This is a genomic window from Pseudomonas sp. SWRI99, from assembly GCF_014270125.1.
Classification (GTDB): Bacteria; Pseudomonadota; Gammaproteobacteria; order Pseudomonadales; family Pseudomonadaceae; genus Aquipseudomonas; species Aquipseudomonas hamedanensis.
In genome coordinates, this window is the sequence record NZ_JABWQR010000013.1 from 123,007 (window position 1) to 145,379 (window position 22,373).

Here is a 22,373-nt window from a genome sequence, read left to right on the forward strand (position 1 = left end):
TTAAATTGCCTGAGCGGCGGCGGTGCGTGAATTTTTGCGCTGACGGCGAACCATCTCACCCGCTAACGCCAGATAGGCCAGCGCGCCGCGCGATTGCTTGTCGTAGGCCAGCGCCGGCATGCCGTAGCTTGGCGCTTCGGCCAGGCGGATGTTGCGCGGGATTACCGTGTCGTAGAGCTGCTCGCCGAAGTGCTCCTTGAGCTGTGCCGAGACATCGTTCATCAGGCTCAGGCGCGGGTCGTACATGGTACGCAGCAAACCTTCGACCTTCAGGTTCGGGTTCAGCAGCTCGGCGATGCGTTTGATGTTATCCACAAGGTCGCTCAACCCCTCGAGCGCAAAGTATTCGCACTGCATGGGGATAATCACCCCGTCAGCGGCAACCAGTGCGTTGAGCGTGAGCATCGACAGCGACGGCGGGCAGTCGATCAGGATGTAATCGTAATTATCGCGGATCGGCGCCAGCGCACTGCGCAGGCGGCTTTCCTTCATCTGCATTTCCAGCAGCACCACTTCGGCCGCCGTCAGGTCGCGGTTGGCCGGCAGCAACTGATAACCGCCATGCTCGGAGTAGTGCATGGCCTGGGCCAGATCGCATTCGCCGATCAGCAGGTCGTAGACCGAGTTTTCCAGGCCGTGTTTATCCACACCGCTACCCATGGTGGCGTTGCCCTGTGGATCGAGATCGATCAACAGCACCCGGCGCTTGGTCGCGACCAGGGATGCTGCGAGGTTGATGCAGGTGGTGGTCTTGCCCACACCACCCTTCTGGTTCGCTATCGCGAATACCTTAGCCATTCTTGCTTGTGTTCCCAATCATGCCGTGCGGCGCAGTATCAGCAGATGGCGTTGGCCTTGGCAACCGGGTACGGCCAGGGCGTGTTCGCTATCGAGTTTGAAGTCTGCCGGCAATGCTACCAGCTCATCGGCCGGATGAACGCCCTTCATTGCCAGCCAGCGTGTATTGGCATCGCCCAAGTGACGCGTCCAGTGGGTGAAGTTTTCCATGCTGCTGAACGCCCGGGAAATGATCCCGTTGAACGGCTGATCAGGCTGGAACGCTTCGACACGACTGTGGATAACTTGCAGGTTATCCAGTTTCAGTTCGAGTTTGACCTGAGTCAGGAAGCGGGTTTTCTTGCCGTTACTGTCCAGACAGGTCACTTGCGAGTCCGGATACAGGATCGCCAGCGGGATACCGGGCATGCCGCCGCCACTGCCGACATCGAGCCAACGGCCGTTTTCGATAAACGACATCACGCTGAGGCTGTCGAGCAAGTGACGAGAAACCATTTCATCCGGATCGCGCACAGCGGTCAGGTTGTAGGCCTGGTTCCATTTGATCAACAGGGCCAGGTAACCCAGCAGCAATTCATGCTGGGTTTCCGTCAGATGGACACCGAGCGCGCGGGCTCCTGTGGATAACTCTTCGGCGTGCTGCGAAGTGACCTTAGAACTCAAGCGCTTTGCTCCAACTGACGGCCCGCGCCGCGTTTTTTCAAATGAATCATCAGCAGCGAAATCGCCGCCGGGGTTACACCCGGAATCCGCGAAGCCTGGCCCAGCGTCTCTGGACGCGTTGCACCGAGCTTGCTCTGGATCTCCTTGGAGAGACCGGAAATGTTGGTGTAATCGATATCCACAGGCAGTTTCGTGTCTTCACTGGCGCGCAGACGGGCGATTTCGTCCTGCTGACGGTCGATGTAACCGGCGTATTTGGTCTTGATCTCGACCTGCTCGGCGACCTGTGGATCCTCTGCGCCCTGCCCGGTCACTTCGACCAGACCAGCGTAGTCGATTTCCGGACGACTCAAGAGATTGAGCAGGTTGTATTCGTGGGTCAGCGGTGTGCCGAATTTTGCCGCAATCGCTTCGCCCTGCGGCGTGCCCGGACGCACCCAAGTGCTTTTCAGACGCTGTTCTTCGAGCTCGATGCTCTCGCGTTTTTTGCAGAAGGCCGCCCAACGCGCGTCATCGACCAGGCCGAGCTCGCGACCTTTTTCGGTCAGACGCAGGTCGGCGTTGTCCTCACGCAGGATCAGGCGGTACTCGGCACGGGACGTGAACATGCGGTACGGCTCTTGGGTACCGAGGGTGATCAGGTCGTCGACCAACACACCGATGTACGCCTCATCGCGGCGCGGGCACCAGGCTTCCTTGCCTTTGGCGCGCAACGCGGCATTGGCCCCCGCGAGCAAACCCTGGGCGCCGGCTTCTTCGTAACCGGTGGTGCCGTTGATCTGCCCGGCGAAGAACAGACCGGCGATGACTTTGGTTTCGAGGCTGTACTTCAGATCGCGCGGATCGAAATAGTCGTACTCGATCGCATAACCCGGACGCACGATGTGCGCGTTTTCCATGCCGCGGATCGATTGCACGATCTGCAATTGCACGTCGAACGGCAAGCTTGTGGATATCCCGTTCGGATACAACTCATGGGTAGTCAGACCTTCCGGTTCGATGAATACCTGATGGCTTTCCTTGTCGGCAAAGCGGTGGATCTTGTCTTCGATCGACGGGCAATAACGCGGGCCGACGCCTTCGATTTCACCGGCAGCCGAGTACATCGGCGAACGGTCGAGGTTCGCCGCGATGATTTCGTGGGTGCGGGCGTTGGTATGCGTGATCCAGCAACTGACTTGCCGCGGATGCTGCTCCTTGTTGCCCATGAACGACATCACCGGGATCGGCGTATCGCCAGGTTGCTCGGTCATCACCGAGAAATCCACAGACTTGCCGTCAATGCGCGGCGGCGTACCGGTTTTCAAGCGGCCTACCCGCAATGGCAACTCACGCAGACGGTGGGCCAGAGCGATGGATGGCGGATCACCAGCACGGCCGCCGGAAAAATTCTGCAAACCGATGTGGATAAGTCCACCGAGGAACGTGCCGGTGGTCAACACCACGGAATCGGCCAAGAAACGCAGACCCATTTGAGTGACAACGCCGCGCACCTGGTCCTGCTCAACGATCAAGTCATCAGCAGCCTGTTGAAATATCCACAGGTTCGGCTGGTTTTCGAGGATTTCGCGGACAGCGGCTTTGTACAAAATCCGGTCGGCTTGCGCACGGGTCGCCCGTACGGCGGGGCCTTTGCGGCTGTTCAACACGCGAAACTGGATACCGCCCTTATCGGTGGCCATGGCCATCGCGCCGCCGAGGGCATCGATTTCCTTGACCAGATGGCTTTTGCCAATGCCACCAATGGCCGGGTTGCAACTCATTGCACCGAGGGTTTCCACGTTATGCGTCAGCAACAGGGTTTTTGCTCCCATACGTGCTGAGGCCAGTGCTGCCTCGGTACCGGCATGACCGCCGCCGATGACGATCACTTCAAAACGGGAAGGGAAATCCACCACGCACCTCGTGCCTGCTTATGTAGGTCATTCAGGAATTAGTTTGAGATCAGGTTTCTGGACCTGGTCGACAAGTATAGGGACTTCGCCCTTCCTAAAGAACCCTTTGCACAAAATTTAACCAGCTGTGGAGAACTCGAGATTAATAGAATAAAAAAGAGAGAAATTTATAAAACCTTTGTTTTTATGTTTATTCTTACTGGGCAGAAATTCTGTGGATAGATCGCTGTAGGCCTTATTATTCAATATGTACAGAGTTTCAAAACCCTGTGACCATGTGCCAGTGAGGGGCTTGGATAACCGGTGTAAGCCTGTGGATGAAAGAGGTTGTTATCCACAGGCGGGGTTATGTCCAGTTTTCAGGCCCTGTTATCAACCGACCTTAGCGGCAGTTATTCACAGGGCTTAATCCACAGATATTGACTGAAAAGGGGAATCGCAGACGCAGAAAATCCTTGTCGGGACCGAAAAGTCAGACAAACAGCGAGCGAAAATAATGCTGAGAAGGGAGATGGCAGGTCGCGAGCGGACCTGCCGGGAGTAGCGAAGGGACTATTTGCCGATGCAGAAGCTGGAAAAGATCCTTCCCAACAGATCATCAGAGCTAAACGCGCCAGTGATTTCCCCCAGGGAATGCTGAGCCTGGCGCAAGTCCTCGGCCAGCAGTTCTCCCGCGCCTGCCAGGGTCAACTGCGCACGGCCGTGTTCCAGCGCCGTACTGGCGTGACGCAACGCTTCGAGGTGCCGACGGCGTGCGCTGAAGCTGCTCTCTGAAGTCTGCTCGTAACCCATGCAGGCCTTGAGATGGTCGCGCAGCAGATCCAGTCCTTCGGCGGACTTGGCGCTGAGACTGATCGTCACATGGCCATCCTCACTGGTTTCCAGGGTAATTGCTTCACCCGTCAGGTCCGCTTTGTTGCGGATCAGGGTAACTTTTGCCGGATCTGGTCGGGTTTCCAGGAATTCTGGCCAAAGTGCAAACGGATCCAGCGCTTCCGGTGCGGTTGCATCGACGACCAACAAAACGCGGTCCGCTTCACCGATAGCCTTCAATGCGCGCTCGACGCCGATCTTTTCCACATGATCGTCGGTATCACGAAGGCCTGCGGTGTCGACAACGTGCAGCGGCATACCATCGATGTGGATATGTTCGCGCAGGATATCCCGGGTCGTGCCGGCGATTTCGGTCACGATCGCTGCTTCGCGACCCGCCAGGGCATTGAGCAGACTCGATTTGCCGGCGTTCGGCCGGCCGGCAATGACCACGGTCATGCCGTCGCGCAACAAGGCACCCTGCCCGGCTTCGCGGAGGACTGTGGATAACTCGTCACGCACCTTGTCGAGCATGCTCAGAACATGGCCATCGGCGAGAAAGTCGATTTCCTCTTCCGGGAAGTCGATGGCGGCCTCGACGTAAATACGCAGGCCGATCAGCTGTTCGGTCAGGTTATGCACACGCTGGGAAAACGCGCCCTGCAATGAACGCAAAGCGTTACGCGCAGCCTGGGCAGAACTGGCCTCGATCAAATCGGCAATCGCCTCGGCCTGAGCCAGATCGAGTTTGTCATTGAGGAACGCCCGCTCGCTGAATTCCCCCGGCCGCGCCAAACGACAGCCCAGTTCCAGGCAGCGCTTGAGCAGCATGTCCAGAACGATCGGACCGCCATGGCCCTGCAGTTCCAGCACGTCTTCGCCGGTGAACGAGTTCGGCCCGGGGAAATATAGGGCCAGACCTTCATCAAGCACCTGCTGACCATCACTGAAAAATGGACCGTAATGTGCGTAACGCGGTTTAAGTTCGCGGCCGCTGATGGCTTTCGCCGCCACGCTGGCCAACGGCCCGGAAATACGGACGATGCCCACACCGCCGCGACCTTGGGCGGTGGCGACAGCGGCAATGGTTTCACGAGGTGTGCTCATAAACCGGAATCCAGACAAAAGTGGCAGATAGCAAAACGCCCCACTAGGGGGCGTTTTGAGTGGTGTTATCCACAGTGCAAGTTACGCCTCGGCTTTCTTCGTCGCCGCTTCGATCTTACGCGTGATGTACCACTGCTGTGCAATCGACAGGCAGTTGTTCACCACCCAGTACAGCACCAGACCGGCCGGGAACCACAGGAAGAAGAAGGTGAAGATGATTGGCATCATTTTCATGACCTTCGCCTGCATCGGATCCGGAGGTGTCGGGTTCAGCTGCTGCTGGATAAACATGGTTGCGCCCATGATGATCGGCAGAATGAAGAACGGATCCTTGATCGACAGGTCAGTGATCCACAGCATGAACGGCGCCTGGCGCATTTCCACGCTTTCCAGCAGCACCCAGTACAGCGAAAGGAAAACCGGCATCTGCACCAGGATCGGCAAGCAGCCGCCCAGCGGGTTGATCTTCTCTTTCTTGTACAGCTCCATCATGGCTTGCGACATTTTCTGCCGGTCATCGCCATGTTGCTCTTTCAGTGCAGCCAGTTTCGGCGCCACGGCACGCATGCGCGCCATCGATTTGTAGCTGGCGGCCGACAGCGGGAAGAAGATCCCTTTGATCAGCATGGTCAGGAAGATGATCGACCAGCCCCAGTTACCGACAATGGCGTGGATATGTTGCAGCAGCCAGAAGATCGGCTGGGCAATGAACCACAGAATGCCGTAGTCGACGGTCAGTTCCAGACCTGGGGACAACTCTTTCAGCACGGCCTGGCTTTTCGGGCCGGCGTACAGCACAGCGCTGGTTTCAACCTTGGCACCCGGAGCAGCGGTCAACGTCGGACCGGTGTAACCGATGATGTAGTTGCCTTTGCTGTCTTTACGGGTCTGGACGATATTGTTCTCGCCCTTCGCCGGAATCCACGCGGTCACGAAGTAGTGTTGCAGCCAGGCCACCCAACCACCGGTGACGGTTTCCTTGAGCTGCGCCTTGTCCATGTCCTTCATGGAGACTTTCTTGTACGGCTCCGAAATTGTCCACAGGGCAGCGCCCAGATAAGTCGCGGTACCGGTGGCCGTAGTCGACGAAGGATCAGCGCTGGCGTCGCGCTTCAACTGGGCAAACATTGCGCCGTTCCAGGGCTGAGCGCTCTGGTTATCCACAATGTAGGAAACGGCTACGTCGTACAGGCCGCGTTTCAGCGTGAAACGCTTGATGTAGTTGACGCCGTCCTTGCTGAATTTCAGGTCAACGACCAGTTGGTCCTGACCGTCAGCCAGTTGATAAGTCTTCTTCTCCGAGGAGTAAACCGGACGACCGGCCGGGTTTGCATCCGGGCCGTTGGTGCCGATCAGACCGCTTTGTGCCAGATAAACACGCTCGCCACCGTTATCGAACAGCTGGAACGGCACATCAGGACGATCCTGACGACGCGGATACAGCGGCAGAGTCAGTTGGGCAACGTCGCCACCTTGTGGATCGATCGCCAGATCGAGCACGTCGGTCTTGATCTGGATCAGATCCTTGCTGGCGGCGACCGGCGTTTCGGCAGGTGCGCTGGTATCGCTGGCGGCACGCGGAATATCGTCACTGGCAGCAGCATTAGTGCCTGTGGCGGTGTCCGGCAAACCGGATGTAGTCGTACTGGAAGCAACATTCTGAGTCGGCAGGGCAGCCTGGCCATAGTCCTGGTTCCATTTAAGAACCATGACGTAGGACACGATTGCCAGGGCGACGATCAGGATCGTGCGTTTGATATCCATGATTACTCGGCCATCGAAGAAGAACGGGAGGTAGGGATAGGTGGAACCGGGTCATAACCACCGGGATTCCACGGATGACAGCGACCTAAACGACGAAAGGTCAGCCAGCCACCGCGCAGAAGGCCATGATTTTCAATGGCTTCATACGCGTAGCAGGAACAGCTGGGGTAGAAACGACAGTGGCTGGCCATTAAAGGACTAATGGCATAGCGATAAAACTGGATCGGAACGAGGGCCAGTTTACGCATCGGTACTGTCTACCCCTACAGTTTCGGTTTTGACTGCCGGAACGGGCTTGCTGCGTGCCAGACGCTTCCAGAGTTTGCCGAAATGCTGAATCAATTCGGGGTTTTCTACATCACCCAAACCTTTGCGCGCGACGATAACGATATCCCAGCCGACCAGTGAATCCTGGTGCAGACGGAACGATTCGCGCATCAGACGTTTGAGGCGATTGCGCTCAACGGAGAGCTTTACGCTCTTTTTCCCGATAACCAGCCCGAGACGGGGGTGATCGAGATCGTTGTTGCGTGCAAGGAGCAGGAGATTTTTCCCCGGAACCTTGCCGGTAGGGGAGTCAAAGACTGCCTTGAAATGCCGGGGAGTAAGCAGACGCTTTTCCCGACTGAAGTCCTGACTCACCTCCAGTACCGGATTATCAAACTGCCAGACGCGCACGACCTTTGGCGCGACGACGCGACAGGACTGCGCGGCCGTTCTTGGTAGCCATGCGAGCACGGAAACCGTGGGTACGAGCGCGTTTGATAGTGCTTGGTTGGAAAGTACGTTTCATGTCGTGTTACCTGGTTCGTCCACAACGGGCCGGAATGGCCCCCGTTTTAAGAGACCGGGGATTCTAGAGAAAGCAAGCCTTCAGGTCAATTTCCAACCAGCGTTTCCTTATAAATAGATCCGGGGCTCGTCTTTGCCAGAACACCTGCCCGGTATACATAAAAATAAAGAAGGGAATTATTTAAAGCTTTTCTGTAAAGCTTATAAAAGCTAGACCTGCCTTCATCTGTGGATAAGTACCATCAGGCCTTTGAATACAAGGTGTACAGAGAATGACAACTACCGTGGTAAGCGGTGACAAGCCTGTGCTGCGCTGTCGGATAAGCTGTGCGTGGAATGGCTGTTTATCCACAGGCAGGTTATCCACCGAGTTCAACCCCCAGTTGTCCAGTGAGCTCAGTCGGGGTTATCCACAGACCTTATGCACACGCCGTTGGTCGCTTTTTCATCACTTAAGGCATTGATAAATCATGGTCGGCGGGCAACCTGCATGTGGATAAGTGAACCGCTCGCCGCTACAATGGCCGCTTGTTTTTGCCTCACCGGCTTTCAACTTAGGGGATATCCGTGTCAGTGGAACTTTGGCAGCAGTGCGTGGAGCTTTTGCGCGAGGAGCTGCCTGCCCAACAATTCAACACCTGGATCCGTCCACTACAGGTCGAAGCCGAAGGCGACGAGTTGCGCGTCTACGCACCGAACCGTTTTGTGCTCGACTGGGTCAATGAAAAGTACCTGGGGCGCGTCCTTGAACTGCTGGATGAGCATGGCAACGGCATGGCGCCGGCGCTCTCCTTATTAATAGGCAGCAAACGCAGTTCCGCTCCGCGTGCCGCGCCGAATGCGCCGCTGGCTGCCGCGCAGGTGTCCCAGGCTCAGGCCAATGCCGCGCCGTTAAGCGCGCCGGCGCCAGCTCAGACGCCAGCCCCGGCCGCCAAGCGCTCGACGCAGAAAAGCCCCGAAGTCAGCGATGAACCGTCTCGCGACAGTTTCGACCCCATGTCCGGCGCCGCTTCGCAACAGGCCCCGGTCCGCGCTGAACAGCGCACGGTCCAGGTGGAAGGCGCGCTCAAGCACACCAGCTACCTGAACCGCACGTTTACCTTTGAAAATTTCGTCGAGGGTAAATCCAACCAGCTCGCCCGTGCGGCGGCCTGGCAAGTGGCGGACAACCCCAAGCACGGCTACAACCCACTCTTCCTTTATGGTGGCGTCGGCCTGGGTAAGACCCACTTGATGCATGCGGTGGGTAACCATCTATTAAAGAAGAACCCGAATGCCAAGGTCGTGTACCTGCATTCCGAGCGTTTCGTCGCTGACATGGTCAAGGCGCTGCAACTGAATGCGATCAACGAGTTCAAGCGCTTCTACCGATCGGTGGACGCCTTGCTGATCGACGATATTCAGTTCTTCGCCCGCAAAGAGCGCTCGCAGGAAGAGTTTTTCCACACCTTCAACGCTTTGCTTGAAGGCGGTCAGCAAGTCATTCTTACCAGTGACCGCTACCCGAAAGAAATCGAAGGCCTTGAAGAGCGCCTCAAGTCCCGGTTCGGCTGGGGGCTGACGGTGGCCGTCGAGCCACCAGAGCTGGAAACCCGTGTGGCGATCCTGATGAAAAAGGCCGACCAGGCCAAAGTCGAGCTGCCCCATGACGCTGCGTTCTTCATTGCCCAGCGTATCCGTTCCAATGTCCGTGAACTGGAAGGCGCGCTGAAACGCGTGATTGCCCACTCGCACTTCATGGGGCGCGACATCACCATCGAGTTGATTCGCGAATCGCTGAAAGACCTGCTGGCGTTGCAAGACAAGCTGGTCTCTGTGGATAACATTCAGCGCACGGTCGCCGAATACTACAAAATCAAGATCTCCGACCTGCTGTCCAAGCGCCGTTCGCGCTCGGTGGCTCGTCCGCGTCAGGTGGCCATGGCCTTGTCCAAGGAGCTGACCAACCACAGCCTGCCGGAAATCGGCGATGTGTTTGGCGGCCGCGATCACACCACCGTGTTGCACGCCTGCCGCAAGATCAACGAACTTAAGGAATCCGACGCGGACATCCGCGAGGACTACAAGAACCTGCTGCGTACACTGACCACTTGATGAACACCAGCGCAGCTTATTAAGGCAAGGGACTAGACCATGCATTTCACCATTCAACGCGAAGCCCTGTTGAAACCCCTGCAACTGGTCGCAGGCGTTGTCGAGCGCCGACAGACCTTGCCGGTACTCTCCAACGTGCTGCTGGTTGTCGAAGGCCAGCAACTGTCGCTGACCGGTACCGACCTTGAAGTCGAACTGGTCGGTCGTGTGCAACTTGAAGAGCCGGCTGAAACAGGCTCCATCACCGTGCCTGCTCGCAAGCTGATGGACATCTGCAAAAGCCTGCCCAACGATGCGCTGATCGACATCAAGGTCGACGAGCAGAAGCTGGTGGTGAAGGCCGGTCGCAGTCGTTTCACTCTGTCGACCTTGCCGGCCAACGATTTCCCGACTGTCGAAGAAGGTCCGGGTTCGCTGACCTGCAGCCTGGAGCAGAGCAAGCTGCGCCGGTTGATCGAGCGCACCAGCTTCGCCATGGCCCAGCAGGACGTGCGTTATTACCTCAACGGCATGTTGCTGGAGGTTTCCGCCGGCATCATCCGCGCTGTGGCCACCGACGGTCACCGTCTCGCCATGTGCTCGATGCAGGCCGATATCGGTCAGCCGGATCGCCACCAGGTCATCGTGCCACGCAAGGGTATCCTCGAACTGGCGCGTCTGCTCACCGAACCGGACGGCAATGTCAGCATTGTCCTGGGTCAGCACCACATCCGCGCGACCACGGGTGAATTCACCTTCACCTCGAAACTGGTCGACGGCAAATTCCCGGACTACGAGCGCGTACTGCCGAAGGGCGGCGACAAGCTGGTGCTGGGCGATCGTCAGGCGCTGCGCGAAGCGTTCAGCCGCACCGCGATCCTGTCCAACGAGAAGTACCGCGGCATCCGTCTGCAATTGGCCAGCGGTCAGTTGAAGATCCAGGCCAACAACCCGGAGCAGGAAGAAGCGGAAGAAGAAGTGGGCGTTGAATACAACGGCGGCTCCCTGGAAATCGGCTTCAACGTCAGCTACCTGCTCGACGTGCTGGGCGTGATGACCACCGAGCAGGTTCGCCTGATCCTGTCCGACTCCAACAGCAGTGCGCTGGTGCAAGAGTCCGACAATGACGATTCGGCTTACGTTGTCATGCCGATGCGTCTGTAATCAGCTGAATCTGGATGTCCTTAAGTCGTGTTTCGGTCACCGCGGTGCGCAATCTGCACCCGGTGACCTTCTCCCCCTCTCCCCGCATCAATATTCTTTACGGCGCCAACGGCAGCGGCAAAACCAGTGTTCTGGAAGCCATACACCTGCTGGGGCTTGCCCGTTCGTTTCGTAGCACGCGGCTGTTGCCGGTCATCCAGTACGAACAATTGGCCTGCACCGTATTCGGCCAGGTTGAACTGGCTGAGGGCGGGCATAGCGCGTTGGGGATTTCCCGCGACCGTCAGGGCGAATTCCAGATCCGCATCGACGGCCAGAATGCCCGTAGCGCTGCGCAACTGGCGGAGATCCTGCCGCTGCAGTTGATCAACCCGGACAGCTTTCGTCTGCTGGAAGGTGCGCCGAAGATTCGCCGGCAGTTTCTCGACTGGGGCGTGTTCCACGTCGAACCGCGTTTCATGGCAACCTGGCAGCGTTTGCAGAAGGCCTTGCGCCAGAGAAACTCCTGGCTGCGGCATGGTACACTTGACGCCGTTTCGCAAGCGGTTTGGGACAGGGAACTGTGCCAGGCCAGCGCTGAAATCGATGAATACCGCCGCGCTTACATCACAGCCTTGAAACCGGTCTTCGAACAGACCTTGAGCGAACTGGTTGAGCTCGAGGGTTTGACGCTCAGCTATTACCGAGGCTGGGACAAAGACCGGGAATTGAGCGCCGTACTCGCCGGTTCCGTGCAACGGGATCAGCAAATGGGCCATACCCAGGCCGGACCGCAACGGGCTGATTTGCGTCTCAGATTGGGCGCACACAACGCCGCGGACATCTTGTCGCGGGGTCAGCAAAAGTTGGTGGTCTGTGCACTGCGGATTGCCCAAGGGCATCTGGTCAGCCAGGCCCGCCGCGGTCAGTGTATTTATCTGGTGGATGACTTGCCGTCCGAGTTGGACGAGAGTCACCGCCGTGCGCTGTGCCGCTTGCTGGAAGACTTACGCTGCCAGGTTTTCATCACCTGTGTAGATCACGAATTATTGAGGGAAGGCTGGCAGACGGAAACGCCAGTCGCTCTGTTCCACGTGGAACAGGGCCGTATCACCCAGACCCACGACCATCGGGAGTGAAGGCATTGAGCGAAGAAAATACGTACGACTCAACGAGCATTAAAGTGCTGAAAGGCCTGGATGCCGTACGCAAACGTCCCGGTATGTACATTGGTGACACCGATGATGGCAGCGGTCTGCACCATATGGTGTTCGAGGTGGTCGACAACTCGATCGACGAAGCCCTCGCCGGCCATTGCGACGACATCAGCATCATCATCCATCCGGACGAGTCCATCACCGTTAAAGACAACGGTCGTGGCATCCCGGTAGACGTGCACAAAGAGGAAGGCGTTTCTGCCGCCGAGGTCATCATGACTGTCCTCCACGCGGGCGGTAAGTTCGACGACAACTCCTACAAGGTCTCCGGCGGTCTGCACGGTGTAGGTGTGTCGGTAGTGAACGCATTGTCGGAACAGCTGGTACTGACCGTTCGCCGCAGCGGCAAGATCTGGGAACAGACCTACGTCCACGGCGTGCCTCAGGCACCGATGGCCATCGTTGGCGACAGCGAGACCACCGGTACGCAGATTCACTTCAAGGCTTCCAGCGAGACCTTCAAGAACATTCACTTCAGCTGGGACATCCTCGCCAAGCGCATTCGTGAACTGTCCTTCCTCAATTCCGGTGTCGGCATCGTCCTCAAGGACGAACGCAGCGGCAAGGAAGAGCTGTTCAAATACGAAGGCGGCCTGCGTGCGTTCGTTGAATACCTGAACACCAACAAGACTGCGGTCAATCAGGTGTTCCACTTCAACATCCAGCGCGAAGACGGCATCGGCGTGGAAATCGCCCTGCAGTGGAACGACAGCTTCAACGAGAACCTGTTGTGCTTCACCAACAACATTCCGCAGCGCGACGGCGGCACCCACCTGGTGGGCTTCCGTTCGGCGCTGACGCGTAACCTGAATAACTACATCGAGCAGGAAGGTCTGGCGAAGAAGCACAAGGTCGCCACCACCGGTGACGATGCCCGCGAAGGCCTGACCGCGATCATTTCGGTGAAGGTGCCGGATCCGAAGTTCAGCTCCCAGACTAAAGACAAGCTGGTGTCTTCCGAAGTGAAGACCGCAGTGGAACAGGAAATGGGCAAGTACTTCTCCGACTTCCTCCTGGAAAACCCCAACGAAGCCAAGCTGGTCGTCGGCAAGATGATCGACGCCGCCCGTGCCCGTGAAGCCGCGCGCAAGGCCCGTGAGATGACCCGCCGCAAAGGCGCGCTGGACATCGCCGGCCTGCCGGGCAAGCTCGCTGACTGCCAGGAAAAAGACCCGGCGCTGTCCGAACTGTACCTGGTGGAAGGTGACTCCGCGGGCGGCTCTGCCAAGCAGGGACGTAACCGCAAGACCCAGGCGATCCTGCCGTTGAAGGGCAAGATCCTCAACGTCGAGAAAGCCCGTTTCGACAAGATGATCTCGTCCCAGGAAGTGGGCACGCTGATCACCGCGCTGGGCTGCGGCATCGGCCGCGAAGAATACAACATCGACAAGCTGCGTTATCACAACATCATCATCATGACCGATGCTGACGTCGACGGTTCGCACATCCGTACCCTGCTGCTGACCTTCTTCTTCCGTCAGTTGCCGGAGTTGATCGAGCGCGGCTACATCTACATCGCCCAGCCGCCGCTGTACAAGGTCAAGAAAGGCAAGCAAGAGCAATACATCAAAGACGACGACGCCATGGAAGAGTACATGACGCAGTCGGCCCTGGAAGATGCGAGCCTGCACCTGAACGAAGACGCTCCGGGCATTTCCGGTGAAGCGCTGGAACGTCTGGTGAACGATTTCCGCATGGTGATGAAGACCCTCAAGCGTCTGTCGCGCCTGTACCCGCAGGAACTGACCGAACACTTCATCTACCTGCCGGCCGTCAGCCTTGAAAAGCTTGGCGACCACGCGGCGATGCAAGAGTGGCTGGCCCAGTACGAAGTACGCCTGCGCACCAACGAGAAGTCGGGTCTGGTCTACAAGGCCAGCCTGCGCGAGGACCGTGAACGTGGCGTATGGCTGCCAGAGGTCGAACTGATCTCCCACGGCCTGTCGAACTACGTCACCTTCAACCGCGACTTCTTCGGCAGCAACGACTACAAAACCGTTGTTACGCTTGGCGCGCAACTGAGCACCCTGCTCGACGAAGGCGCGTACATCCAGCGTGGCGAGCGCAAGAAAGCCGTCACCGAGTTCAAGGAAGCCCTGGACTGGCTGATGGCCGAAAGCACCAAGCGCCACACTATCCAGCGATACAAAGGTCTGGGCGAAATGAACCCGGATCAGCTGTGGGAAACCACCATGGACCCAAGCGTGCGTCGCATGCTGAAGGTCACCATCGAAGACGCCATCGGCGCAGACCAGATCTTCAACACCCTGATGGGTGATGCGGTCGAACCTCGCCGGGACTTCATCGAGAGCAATGCGCTGGCGGTTTCCAACCTGGATTTCTGATCAGGGTTGCATAAAAAAAGGCCAACGCATTGCGTTGGCCTTTTTGTTGGCGGATCAAAAGATCGCAGTTGTGCCAGCGTTGCCCAGCCTGCGTCCTGTCGCGTTATTCGGCAGCTCCCGCCACACTCTCCAATCGATACCCATACCCATAGATCGTCAATAACTGCCAACCGCGATCAGCCGTCAACCCCAGTTTGTTGCGCAAGCGGTAGATATGCGTATCCAGCGGTCTCGACGACGCCATTTCTTCGTGCGGCCAGAACCGCTCATACAGATAATCCCGCGACAACGGCCGCCCCAGATTACTGAACAGGCAGCGGGCCAGTCGGTACTCGCGTTCGGTCATGACGATCGGCTTGCCCTCGCGGGTTACGGTCAGCTCGGCATCGTCAAACGTCAGGTCATTAATGCTCAGCACTTCGGCGCTGGCGGTGCGTTGCTGGCTGTGCCGACGCAAAACGGCAGCCACCCGGGCCTTCAGTTCATTGGGTCGAAACGGCTTGCTGACGTAATCATCGGCACCCGCATTCAACGCCTGAACGATATCGTTTTCGCCATCGCGACTGGTGAGCATGATCGCCGCCGGGGGCGCTTCCATGTGTTCGCGAGTCCAGCGCAGCAGCGCAAGGCCGGTGAGGTCGGGCAGTTGCCAGTCGAGGATCAGCAAGTCGAAGGTCTCCCTGCGCAGCTGACGCAGCAGGTCTTCGCCGCGTTCGAAACTGTGCAGCGACCAGACCTGTCCGTCGGCATCGGCAATTTGCTGCAGGGTTTGCTCGACCCGCCGTAACTCGGCGGGCTCGTCGTCCAGAATGGCAACGCGCATGGGTGACGATTCCTTGTTGCTTGGGCGGTGAGTCTCGCACGATAGTGCTTCGATCAACGCGATGAAAGTCCGCAGCCCGACATTGGTCGACGTCCGCTATGATTCCTGGGTCTACGTCTCTGACCTGTGGCCCATGAAACCATTCCCACTGCCCTGCCCTGTTTGCCATGTCTAACCCGCGCCGACGTGAAAGCCGCGAGCCCAGCCAAGTGCAGCGATTGTTTCGGCAATTGGTGCGCGAGTGGTTGTGGATAAGTCTAGTGCTGTTGCCGCTGACTGCACTGTTGTCGTATCGCACACAGGTCAACCTGCGGGATATAGCGCCCATCATCGGAGCGTTGTTCTCGGCAGGGCTGGTCGCCTGTGTGCTTGGGCTGTTGCTGTGGCGTCCACGATTGGCGTTGTGGATCACGCTGACCGGCATGGCCGGTGCGCTGGCGGCCAGCGCCGGTCTGGCCGAAATACAGCGCTGGTGGTCGCCGACACCGGCTGTGCTGGGCATGTTGTTCGGTTATCTGATCTGGAACTGGCGGCGCCTGAGCGTGGTACTGACCTATTTTGGTTGGGAACTGGCGCGGCTGGACAGCGAACCCAAAGTGTTCCCCGAACGCCGACGCACACAATTTACCGGCGCTGATCGGTTGCAAGGACAAATCATGGCCCTTGAACAAGCCATGAGCCGCACGCGCGATACGCGTCGCTTCATCGCCGATGGTCTGGAGTACTTGCCCGTGGCGACGCTGATCAGTGACCCGAAGGGGCAGATCCTTTTGGGCAATCGCAAGGCCCGGCAGCTCTTCGACAGCGAATTGGTGGGCGATGGCATTCTCGAACAACTGGCGCGGCTCGGCTATCCCGACTTGTCCACAGGTGCGCGCCCTGCCTTGTCCGCCCTGCCCCTGCTTGAATTTCGTGACCTGCGCGAACGAAGCCTGCGCCTGGAACGTGCAGCATTGCTGCCAGTGGACGGCGACACCCCGATCGGCTGGTTGCTCAGCCTCACCGACCTGAGCGCCGAGCGCGCAGCCGAAGAGCAGCGTGGGGTTTTGTTGCGCTTTCTTTCCCATGATTTGCGTGCCCCGCATTCAGCGATTCTTGCGCTGCTGGATGTGCATCGGCATGAGGCCGGCACCGACGCCCCGCTGTTCGAGCAGATTGAGCGTCAAGTGCGCCGGGCGCTGGAACTCACCGATGGCTTTGTCTTGCTGGCGAGGGCCGAGTCCGAGGCCTATCAATTCCAGCCAAGTCTGTTCGCCATGCTGGTGCTGGATGTATTCGACCAGGCGATGCCCATCGCTCGGCAGAAACGCATCGAACTGCTTCATGATCTTGATGAGGCCTGCCAGGAGCGGCTGATCATGGCGGATCAAGGCTTATTGACCCGGGCGTTGTTTAACCTGCTGGAAAACGCGATCAAGTACAGTCCGGCAGATACATCGATTGAATTGCGCGTCAGTTGCGAAAAGGACTGGCTGTGTTGCGAATTGACGGATCAGGGCAAAGGCATCGCCGCCGACGAGTTGCCGGATCTGTTCAGCCAGTATCGGCGTTTCTCTTCCGCGCAGGGCATCGACGGCGTCGGCTTGGGCCTGTCGATGGTCAAGGCTGTGGTCGATCACCATGGCGGCACGATTGAATGCCATAGCATGGTTAATCATGGGACGACGTTTCGACTCGGCCTGCCATTGGTCGCCGAATGACGAGCGCAAAAAAACCGGCTATATCAGCCGGTTTTTTTACTTCCGAAAAAAACTTATGCACCTTTTACGGTGGTTTAGTCGTTCAAGAAATATACAGGAAAATCAATTAGTTAAGCCTGTATCAAGGACGTTATCGAGGAAACCGTACACAGGTTATCCACAAATCTCAGACAGCCAACTGGTCGGTTGCAGCCGGGGCTTGTGGGGCCGCTGGCAACGAGCCCATTTCGCGCTGGGTTTTTTCGTTCCACGCTTGCACACGGTCGTTCAACTCGGCGATGGCACGAGGACCCGTGCCTTCGGCGTACATCGGCTCACCGATGACCACGGTAATCACGCCGGACTTCTTGCCCCAACCGATTTTCGGCCAGAACTTGCCGGCATTGTGTGCAATCGGCAGTACCGGAAGCGCCGCATTCACCGCCAATGCGCTGCCACTGCGTGAGAATTTGCCGACAGTGCCAAAAGGAACGCGCGTGCCTTCAGGGAAGATCAACACCCAGACATTGTCCTTGAGCAGCTCGTCACCCTTGGCCGCCACTTGCTTGAGCGCGGCTTTCGGGTTGTCCCGGTCGATCGCAATCGGTCGCAGCATGGCCATGGCCCAGCCGAAGAACGGCACGTAAAGCAGTTCCCGCTTGAGCACCTGGCTCAATGGCGAGAAATAAGCGGAGAGAAAAAAAGTCTCCCAGGTGCTCTGGTGGTTCGATTGAATCACGCAGGGCCGGTCTGGCACGTTTTCCGCGCCTTTGATTTCGTAGCGGATACCGAGAAATACCTTGGTCAACCATAAGGCGCAGCGGCACCAGTACACATTGATAAAACGATAACGCGCCTTGAACGAAAGAAAAGGCGCGATAAAAAAACTCAAAGTGCACCACAGCAGGGAAGTGGTGCCCAGCAGCAGGTAAAAGAGAAAAATCCTGATGGCCCGCAGTATCGACATAGTGACGTTTACCGTTACGGGGCAATGCCCGACTGTTCAAGCGCACTCCCGATCAATCCCTGGTCAGGAAATCGGAAATACTCTATTTGTGGATAAGTTCTGCGGCAACCGCCGCCAGATCGTCAAAAATCAGAGTGCCAACCGGCAGGGGTTTGCCCTGAGTCTTTGCGCCTTTTCCGGTCTTCACCAGAACTGGCTGTGAATCGACGGCTTTGGCAGCCTCCAGGTCACCAAGGCTGTCACCGACGAACCAGACGTTGGTCAATGGCACGGTGTAATGCTCGGCGATAGTTTTCAGCATCCCAGGTTTCGGCTTGCGGCAATCGCAACCCTCGTCCGGACCATGCGGGCAATACACGATCAGCCCGACTTCGCCGCCCTGTTCCGCGACCAGTTCGCGCAAGCGCGCGTGCATGGCCTCGAGGGTGGCGAGGTCGTAATAGCCGCGAGCAATGCCCGACTGGTTGGTGGCCACCGCCACCGTCCAGCCGGCCTTGCTCAACTGCGCAATCGCTTCGATCGAGCCGGGCAGCGGAATCCACTCCTCTACCGACTTGATGTAAGCGTCGGAGTCGAAATTGATGACTCCGTCCCGATCGAGAATCAGCAGTTTCACCAGCAATCCCTCAACCCAGCAGCGAGATGTCGGCAACGCCGAGGAACAGACCGCGCAGACGCGCCAGCAGCGCGTAACGGTTGGCCCGCACTTTGGCGTCGTCAGCATTGACCATCACCGCGTCGAAGAACGCGTCCACCGGCTCACGCAGCGCCGCCAGGCGCGCCAGCGATTCGTTGTACTGACGCGCCGCGGCCATCGGCTGCACCGCCTGATCAGCCTGCTGGATCGCCGAGTACAGCGAGAACTCGTTGGCGTTGTCGAAATACTTGGCCTCGACCACGGTCGGTACCGAGCCTTCGACTTTGCTCAACAGGTTCGACACGCGCTTGTTCACCGCCGCCAGCGCTGCCGCTTCCGGCAGTTTGCGGAACGCCTGCACCGCTTGCACGCGCTGGTCGAAGTCCAGCGCCGAGCCCGGCTTCAGGGCACGTACCGACAGGTAGGTGGCAACATCGACGCCTTCGTCTTCGTAACGCGCACGCAGACGGTCGAAGATGAATTCCAGCACGGACTCGTTGAGGCCGGCAGCCTTGACCTTGCTGCCGAACGCATTCACGGCAAAGGCGACGGCGTCGTTCAGGTCCAGATCCAGTTGTTTCTCGATCAGGATGCGCAGCACGCCGAGGGCGGCACGGCGCAGGGCATACGGGTCTTTGCTGCCGGTTGGCAACATGCCGATACCGAAGATGCCGACCAGGGTATCGAGCTTGTCGGCGATCGCGACGGCCGCACCGGTCAGCGTTGCCGGCAGTTCAGCACCCGCGCCACGTGGCATGTACTGCTCGTTCAGCGCCAGCGCAACGTCTTGCGGCTCGTTGTCATTCAGCGCGTAGTAGTAGCCGGCGACACCTTGCATCTCCGGGAACTCGCCGACCATTTCGGTGGCCAGGTCGCACTTCGACAGCAGGCCCGCGCGGGCGGCCCAGGAAGCGTTGCCGCCAATGCGTGCGGCAATGTACGCCGCCAGTTTCGACACGCGCTCGGCCTTGTCGTAGACGCTGCCGAGTTTTTCCTGGAACACCACATTCTGCAGGCGCAGGTTGAAATCTTCGAGCTTCTGCTTCTTGTCTTGCTTGAAGAAGAACTCAGCGTCGGTCAGGCGTGGGCGCACCACTTTCTCGTTACCGGCGATGATCTGCAGCGGGTCTTTGCTTTCGATGTTGGCCACAGTGATGAAACGTGGCAGCAACTTGCCGTCGGCATCCAGCAGGCAGAAATACTTCTGGTTGTCCTGCATGGTGGTGATCAGCGCTTCCTGCGGCACGTCGAGGAAGCGTTCCTCAAACGAGCACACCAGCGGTACCGGCCATTCAACCAGTGCGGTCACTTCGTCGAGCAGCGCCGGCGGCACGATCGCGGTGCCTTCCTGGCGCGTGGCCAGTTCTTCGGTGCGCTTGCTGATGATCTCGCGACGCTCGTTGGCGTCGGCCAGCACGTAGGCGGCACGCAGGTCGGCGAGGTAGCTCGACGGCGAACCGATGCGCACGGATTCCGGATGGTGGAAGCGGTGGCCCCGGGAATCACGACCAGCCTTCTGCGCGAGGATCGTGCAGTCGATGACCTGGTCGCCAAGCAGCATTACCAGCCACTGGGTCGGACGCACGAACTCTTCCTTGCGCGCACCCCAACGCATGCGTTTCGGGATCGGCAGGTCGTTCAGCGAATCTTCGACGATGGTCGGCAGCAGGCTCGCGGTCGGCTTGCCGGCGATGTTCTGGCTGTAGCGCAGTTTTGGCCCGCTCTGGTCGATTTCGCTCAGCTCGACGCCGCACTTCTTGGCAAAGCCCAGGGCGGCCTGGGTCGGATTGCCTTCGGCGTCGAACGCGGCCTGACGTGGCGGGCCGTCGAGGTTGATGCTGCGATCCGGCTGCTGGGTGGCCAGCGCTGTGATCAGCACGGCCAGACGACGCGGCGCGGCGTAGACGGTTTTGCTTTCGTAGCTCAGGCCGGCGGCTTGCAGGCCCTTGTCGATACCGGCGAGGAACGCTTCAGCCAAAGTGTTCAGGGCTTTGGGTGGCAGTTCTTCGGTGCCCAGTTCAACCAGAAAATCTTGCGCACTCATTGTGCAGCCTCCAGCTTGGCCAGTACTTCGTCACGCAGGTCCGGGGTCGCCATCGGGAAGCCCAGCTTGGCGCGCGCCAGCAGGTAGGCTTGCGCAACGGAACGCGCCAGGGTGCGCACGCGCAGAATGTATTGCTGACGCGCGGTCACCGAGATCGCCCGGCGCGCATCCAGCAGATTGAAGGTGTGCGAGGCCTTCAGAACCATTTCATAGCTCGGCAACGGCAGCGGCTGGTCGAGTTCGATCAGGCGCTTGGCTTCGCTTTCATAGAAGTCGAACAGTTCGAACAGTTTATCGACGTTGGCGTGTTCGAAGTTGTAAGTGGACTGCTCCACTTCGTTCTGGTGGAACACGTCGCCGTAGGTGACCTTGCCAAACGGACCGTCAGCCCAGACCAGGTCGTAGACCGAGTCCACGCCTTGCAGGTACATGGCCAGACGCTCGAGACCGTAGGTGATCTCGCCGGTTACCGGGTAGCACTCGATGCCGCCGGCCTGCTGGAAGTAAGTGAACTGAGTGACTTCCATGCCATTGAGCCAGACTTCCCAGCCCAGACCCCAGGCGCCGAGGGTCGGCGATTCCCAGTTGTCTTCAACGAAGCGGATGTCGTGGACCAGCGGGTCGAGGCCGACATGCTTGAGCGAGCCCAGGTACAGTTCCTGGAAGTTGTCCGGGTTGGGCTTGAGCACGACCTGAAACTGATAGTAGTGCTGCAGACGGTTCGGGTTTTCACCATAACGGCCGTCAGTCGGACGGCGGCTTGGCTGCACGTAGGCGGCGTTCCAGGTTTCCGGGCCGATGGCGCGCAGGAAGGTCGCGGTGTGGAAAGTGCCGGCGCCTACTTCCATATCGTAGGGCTGAAGTACCACACAACCTTGCTCGGCCCAGTATTGCTGGAGCGCGAGGATCAAGTCTTGGAAGGTACGCACGGCTGGCGTAGGCTGGCTCACGAAATTCACCTGTTTCTTGGGCTGCGATTTAAAGAGCGGGAGTATACCCGATTCGTTGCTGCGCACGCCCCCTGGAGCCTTATGCCACGCTGCTTTTGGTGTACCGAAGATCCGCTGTACATGGCTTATCACGATCAGGAGTGGGGCACGCCGCTACGCGATGCGCAGGGTTTGTTCGAGTTGCTTTTGCTCGAAGGGTTCCAGGCCGGGCTGTCGTGGATCACGGTGCTGCGCAAACGCGAGCGTTATCGTGAAGTGCTGTTCGGCTTCGACGTGCAGCGCGTGGCGCAGATGAGCGACGCCGAGATCGACGAACTCATGCTAGATCCGGGCATCATCCGCAATCGCCTGAAACTCAACGCCGCCCGGCGCAATGCCCAGGCGTGGCTGGCGCTGGAGGACCCGGTGGGGTTGCTCTGGTCGTTCGTTGGCGACCGACCGATCATCAATCATTTCAAGGATCGCAGCGAAGTCCCGGCGATTACCGCTGAAGCGCTGGCAATGAGCAAAGCGCTGAAAAAAGCCGGTTTCACCTTCGTCGGCCCGACCATTTGCTACGCGCTGATGCAGGCCTCGGGCATGGTCATGGACCACACGCAAGACTGCGACCGCTACGCGCAGCTCGCCAACGGCGGTTAGAATGGCCGCCTCGCGCACCGCACA

At 58.6% G+C, this 22,373-nt stretch carries 19 protein-coding genes; 6 read left to right on the forward strand and 13 right to left on the reverse strand.

The annotated features are described in order from the left end of the window. From HU743_RS13010 to rpmH, 8 genes are all read right to left on the reverse strand, one after another. A complete protein-coding gene (locus HU743_RS13010) occupies positions 1 to 798 on the reverse strand; it encodes a ParA family protein (RefSeq protein ID WP_186546219.1) in 798 nt (265 codons plus the stop codon). Positions 799 to 816: 18 nt separating this feature from the next. Next, entirely contained in the window at positions 817 to 1,461 is a 645-nt protein-coding gene (rsmG, locus tag HU743_RS13015; protein WP_186546220.1) for a 16S rRNA (guanine(527)-N(7))-methyltransferase RsmG, read from the reverse strand. Then, positions 1,458 to 3,356: a tRNA uridine-5-carboxymethylaminomethyl(34) synthesis enzyme MnmG gene (gene mnmG / locus HU743_RS13020; RefSeq protein ID WP_186649020.1), complete on the reverse strand. Its 1,899-nt coding sequence runs from the start codon at positions 3,354 to 3,356 to the stop codon at positions 1,458 to 1,460. Before mnmG ends, rsmG begins: the two co-directional genes overlap by 4 nt. 552 nt (positions 3,357 to 3,908) lie before the next feature. Further along, on the reverse strand, positions 3,909 to 5,276 hold the full coding sequence (gene mnmE / locus HU743_RS13025; RefSeq protein ID WP_186649022.1) for a tRNA uridine-5-carboxymethylaminomethyl(34) synthesis GTPase MnmE: 1,368 nt from the start codon (positions 5,274 to 5,276) through the stop codon (positions 3,909 to 3,911). A gap of 81 nt (positions 5,277 to 5,357) precedes the next feature. Continuing rightward, positions 5,358 to 7,040, reverse strand: a complete 1,683-nt coding sequence (yidC, locus tag HU743_RS13030; RefSeq protein WP_186649023.1) for a membrane protein insertase YidC — start codon at positions 7,038 to 7,040, stop codon at positions 5,358 to 5,360. A gap of 2 nt (positions 7,041 to 7,042) precedes the next feature. Beyond that, positions 7,043 to 7,288, reverse strand: coding sequence for a membrane protein insertion efficiency factor YidD (gene yidD, locus HU743_RS13035; RefSeq protein ID WP_010465488.1), 246 nt, complete (start codon positions 7,286 to 7,288; stop codon positions 7,043 to 7,045). Next, positions 7,281 to 7,682 carry a ribonuclease P protein component gene (rnpA, locus tag HU743_RS13040; protein WP_217844315.1) on the reverse strand — a complete coding sequence of 134 codons (402 nt, stop codon included), beginning with the start codon at positions 7,680 to 7,682 and terminating at the stop codon, positions 7,281 to 7,283. The genes yidD and rnpA overlap by 8 nt, the downstream gene beginning before the upstream one ends. 16 nt (positions 7,683 to 7,698) lie before the next feature. After that, positions 7,699 to 7,833 carry a 50S ribosomal protein L34 gene (gene rpmH / locus HU743_RS13045; protein WP_003213577.1) on the reverse strand — a complete coding sequence of 45 codons (135 nt, stop codon included), beginning with the start codon at positions 7,831 to 7,833 and terminating at the stop codon, positions 7,699 to 7,701. A gap of 566 nt (positions 7,834 to 8,399) precedes the next feature. On the opposite strand from rpmH, the gene dnaA reads away from it, so the two are divergent. The 4 genes from dnaA to gyrB are packed head-to-tail and all read left to right on the forward strand — an operon-like array spanning position 8,400 to position 14,610. Further along, a complete protein-coding gene (dnaA, locus tag HU743_RS13050) occupies positions 8,400 to 9,926 on the forward strand; it encodes a chromosomal replication initiator protein DnaA (protein ID WP_186649025.1) in 1,527 nt (508 codons plus the stop codon). 39 nt (positions 9,927 to 9,965) lie between these two features. Next, a complete protein-coding gene (gene dnaN, locus HU743_RS13055) occupies positions 9,966 to 11,069 on the forward strand; it encodes a DNA polymerase III subunit beta (protein WP_186546224.1) in 1,104 nt (367 codons plus the stop codon). Between the two features lie 14 nt (positions 11,070 to 11,083). Then, complete coding sequence (recF, locus tag HU743_RS13060) at positions 11,084 to 12,187, forward strand: DNA replication/repair protein RecF (RefSeq protein WP_016772389.1); 1,104 nt, start codon at positions 11,084 to 11,086, stop codon at positions 12,185 to 12,187. A gap of 5 nt (positions 12,188 to 12,192) precedes the next feature. Beyond that, on the forward strand, positions 12,193 to 14,610 hold the full coding sequence (gene gyrB, locus HU743_RS13065; RefSeq protein WP_186618848.1) for a DNA topoisomerase (ATP-hydrolyzing) subunit B: 2,418 nt from the start codon (positions 12,193 to 12,195) through the stop codon (positions 14,608 to 14,610). Positions 14,611 to 14,713: 103 nt separating this feature from the next. Here the strand turns inward: gyrB and HU743_RS13070 are convergent, their stop codons facing one another. Beyond that, positions 14,714 to 15,433, reverse strand: coding sequence for a response regulator transcription factor (locus HU743_RS13070; protein WP_186630795.1), 720 nt, complete (start codon positions 15,431 to 15,433; stop codon positions 14,714 to 14,716). A 167-nt stretch (positions 15,434 to 15,600) separates the two neighbouring features. Here HU743_RS13070 and HU743_RS13075 point away from each other — a divergent pair, with 167 nt between their 5' ends. Then, positions 15,601 to 17,133: a HAMP domain-containing sensor histidine kinase gene (locus tag HU743_RS13075; RefSeq protein ID WP_186649027.1), complete on the forward strand. Its 1,533-nt coding sequence runs from the start codon at positions 15,601 to 15,603 to the stop codon at positions 17,131 to 17,133. 166 nt (positions 17,134 to 17,299) lie between these two features. Here HU743_RS13075 and HU743_RS13080 read toward each other — a convergent pair whose 3' ends face one another. The 4 genes from HU743_RS13080 to glyQ all read right to left on the reverse strand — a co-directional run bounded on the left by HU743_RS13080 (position 17,300) and on the right by glyQ (position 21,710). Then, the gene (locus HU743_RS13080) at positions 17,300 to 18,079 is read right to left on the reverse strand and encodes a lysophospholipid acyltransferase family protein (RefSeq protein WP_186546228.1); all 780 of its coding nucleotides are present in this window, start codon (positions 18,077 to 18,079) and stop codon (positions 17,300 to 17,302) included. Positions 18,080 to 18,161: 82 nt separating this feature from the next. Then, positions 18,162 to 18,701 carry a D-glycero-beta-D-manno-heptose 1,7-bisphosphate 7-phosphatase gene (gmhB, locus tag HU743_RS13085; protein ID WP_186649029.1) on the reverse strand — a complete coding sequence of 180 codons (540 nt, stop codon included), beginning with the start codon at positions 18,699 to 18,701 and terminating at the stop codon, positions 18,162 to 18,164. A 4-nt stretch (positions 18,702 to 18,705) separates the two neighbouring features. Further along, positions 18,706 to 20,760 carry a glycine--tRNA ligase subunit beta gene (glyS, locus tag HU743_RS13090; RefSeq protein WP_186649031.1) on the reverse strand — a complete coding sequence of 685 codons (2,055 nt, stop codon included), beginning with the start codon at positions 20,758 to 20,760 and terminating at the stop codon, positions 18,706 to 18,708. Next, the gene (gene glyQ, locus HU743_RS13095) at positions 20,757 to 21,710 is read right to left on the reverse strand and encodes a glycine--tRNA ligase subunit alpha (protein ID WP_003187265.1); all 954 of its coding nucleotides are present in this window, start codon (positions 21,708 to 21,710) and stop codon (positions 20,757 to 20,759) included. The genes glyS and glyQ overlap by 4 nt, the downstream gene beginning before the upstream one ends. 81 nt (positions 21,711 to 21,791) lie before the next feature. Between glyQ and tag the strand changes: the two genes are divergently transcribed. Next, on the forward strand, positions 21,792 to 22,349 hold the full coding sequence (gene tag / locus HU743_RS13100; RefSeq protein ID WP_186649032.1) for a DNA-3-methyladenine glycosylase I: 558 nt from the start codon (positions 21,792 to 21,794) through the stop codon (positions 22,347 to 22,349). The last annotated feature ends 24 nt before the right edge of the window (positions 22,350 to 22,373 follow it).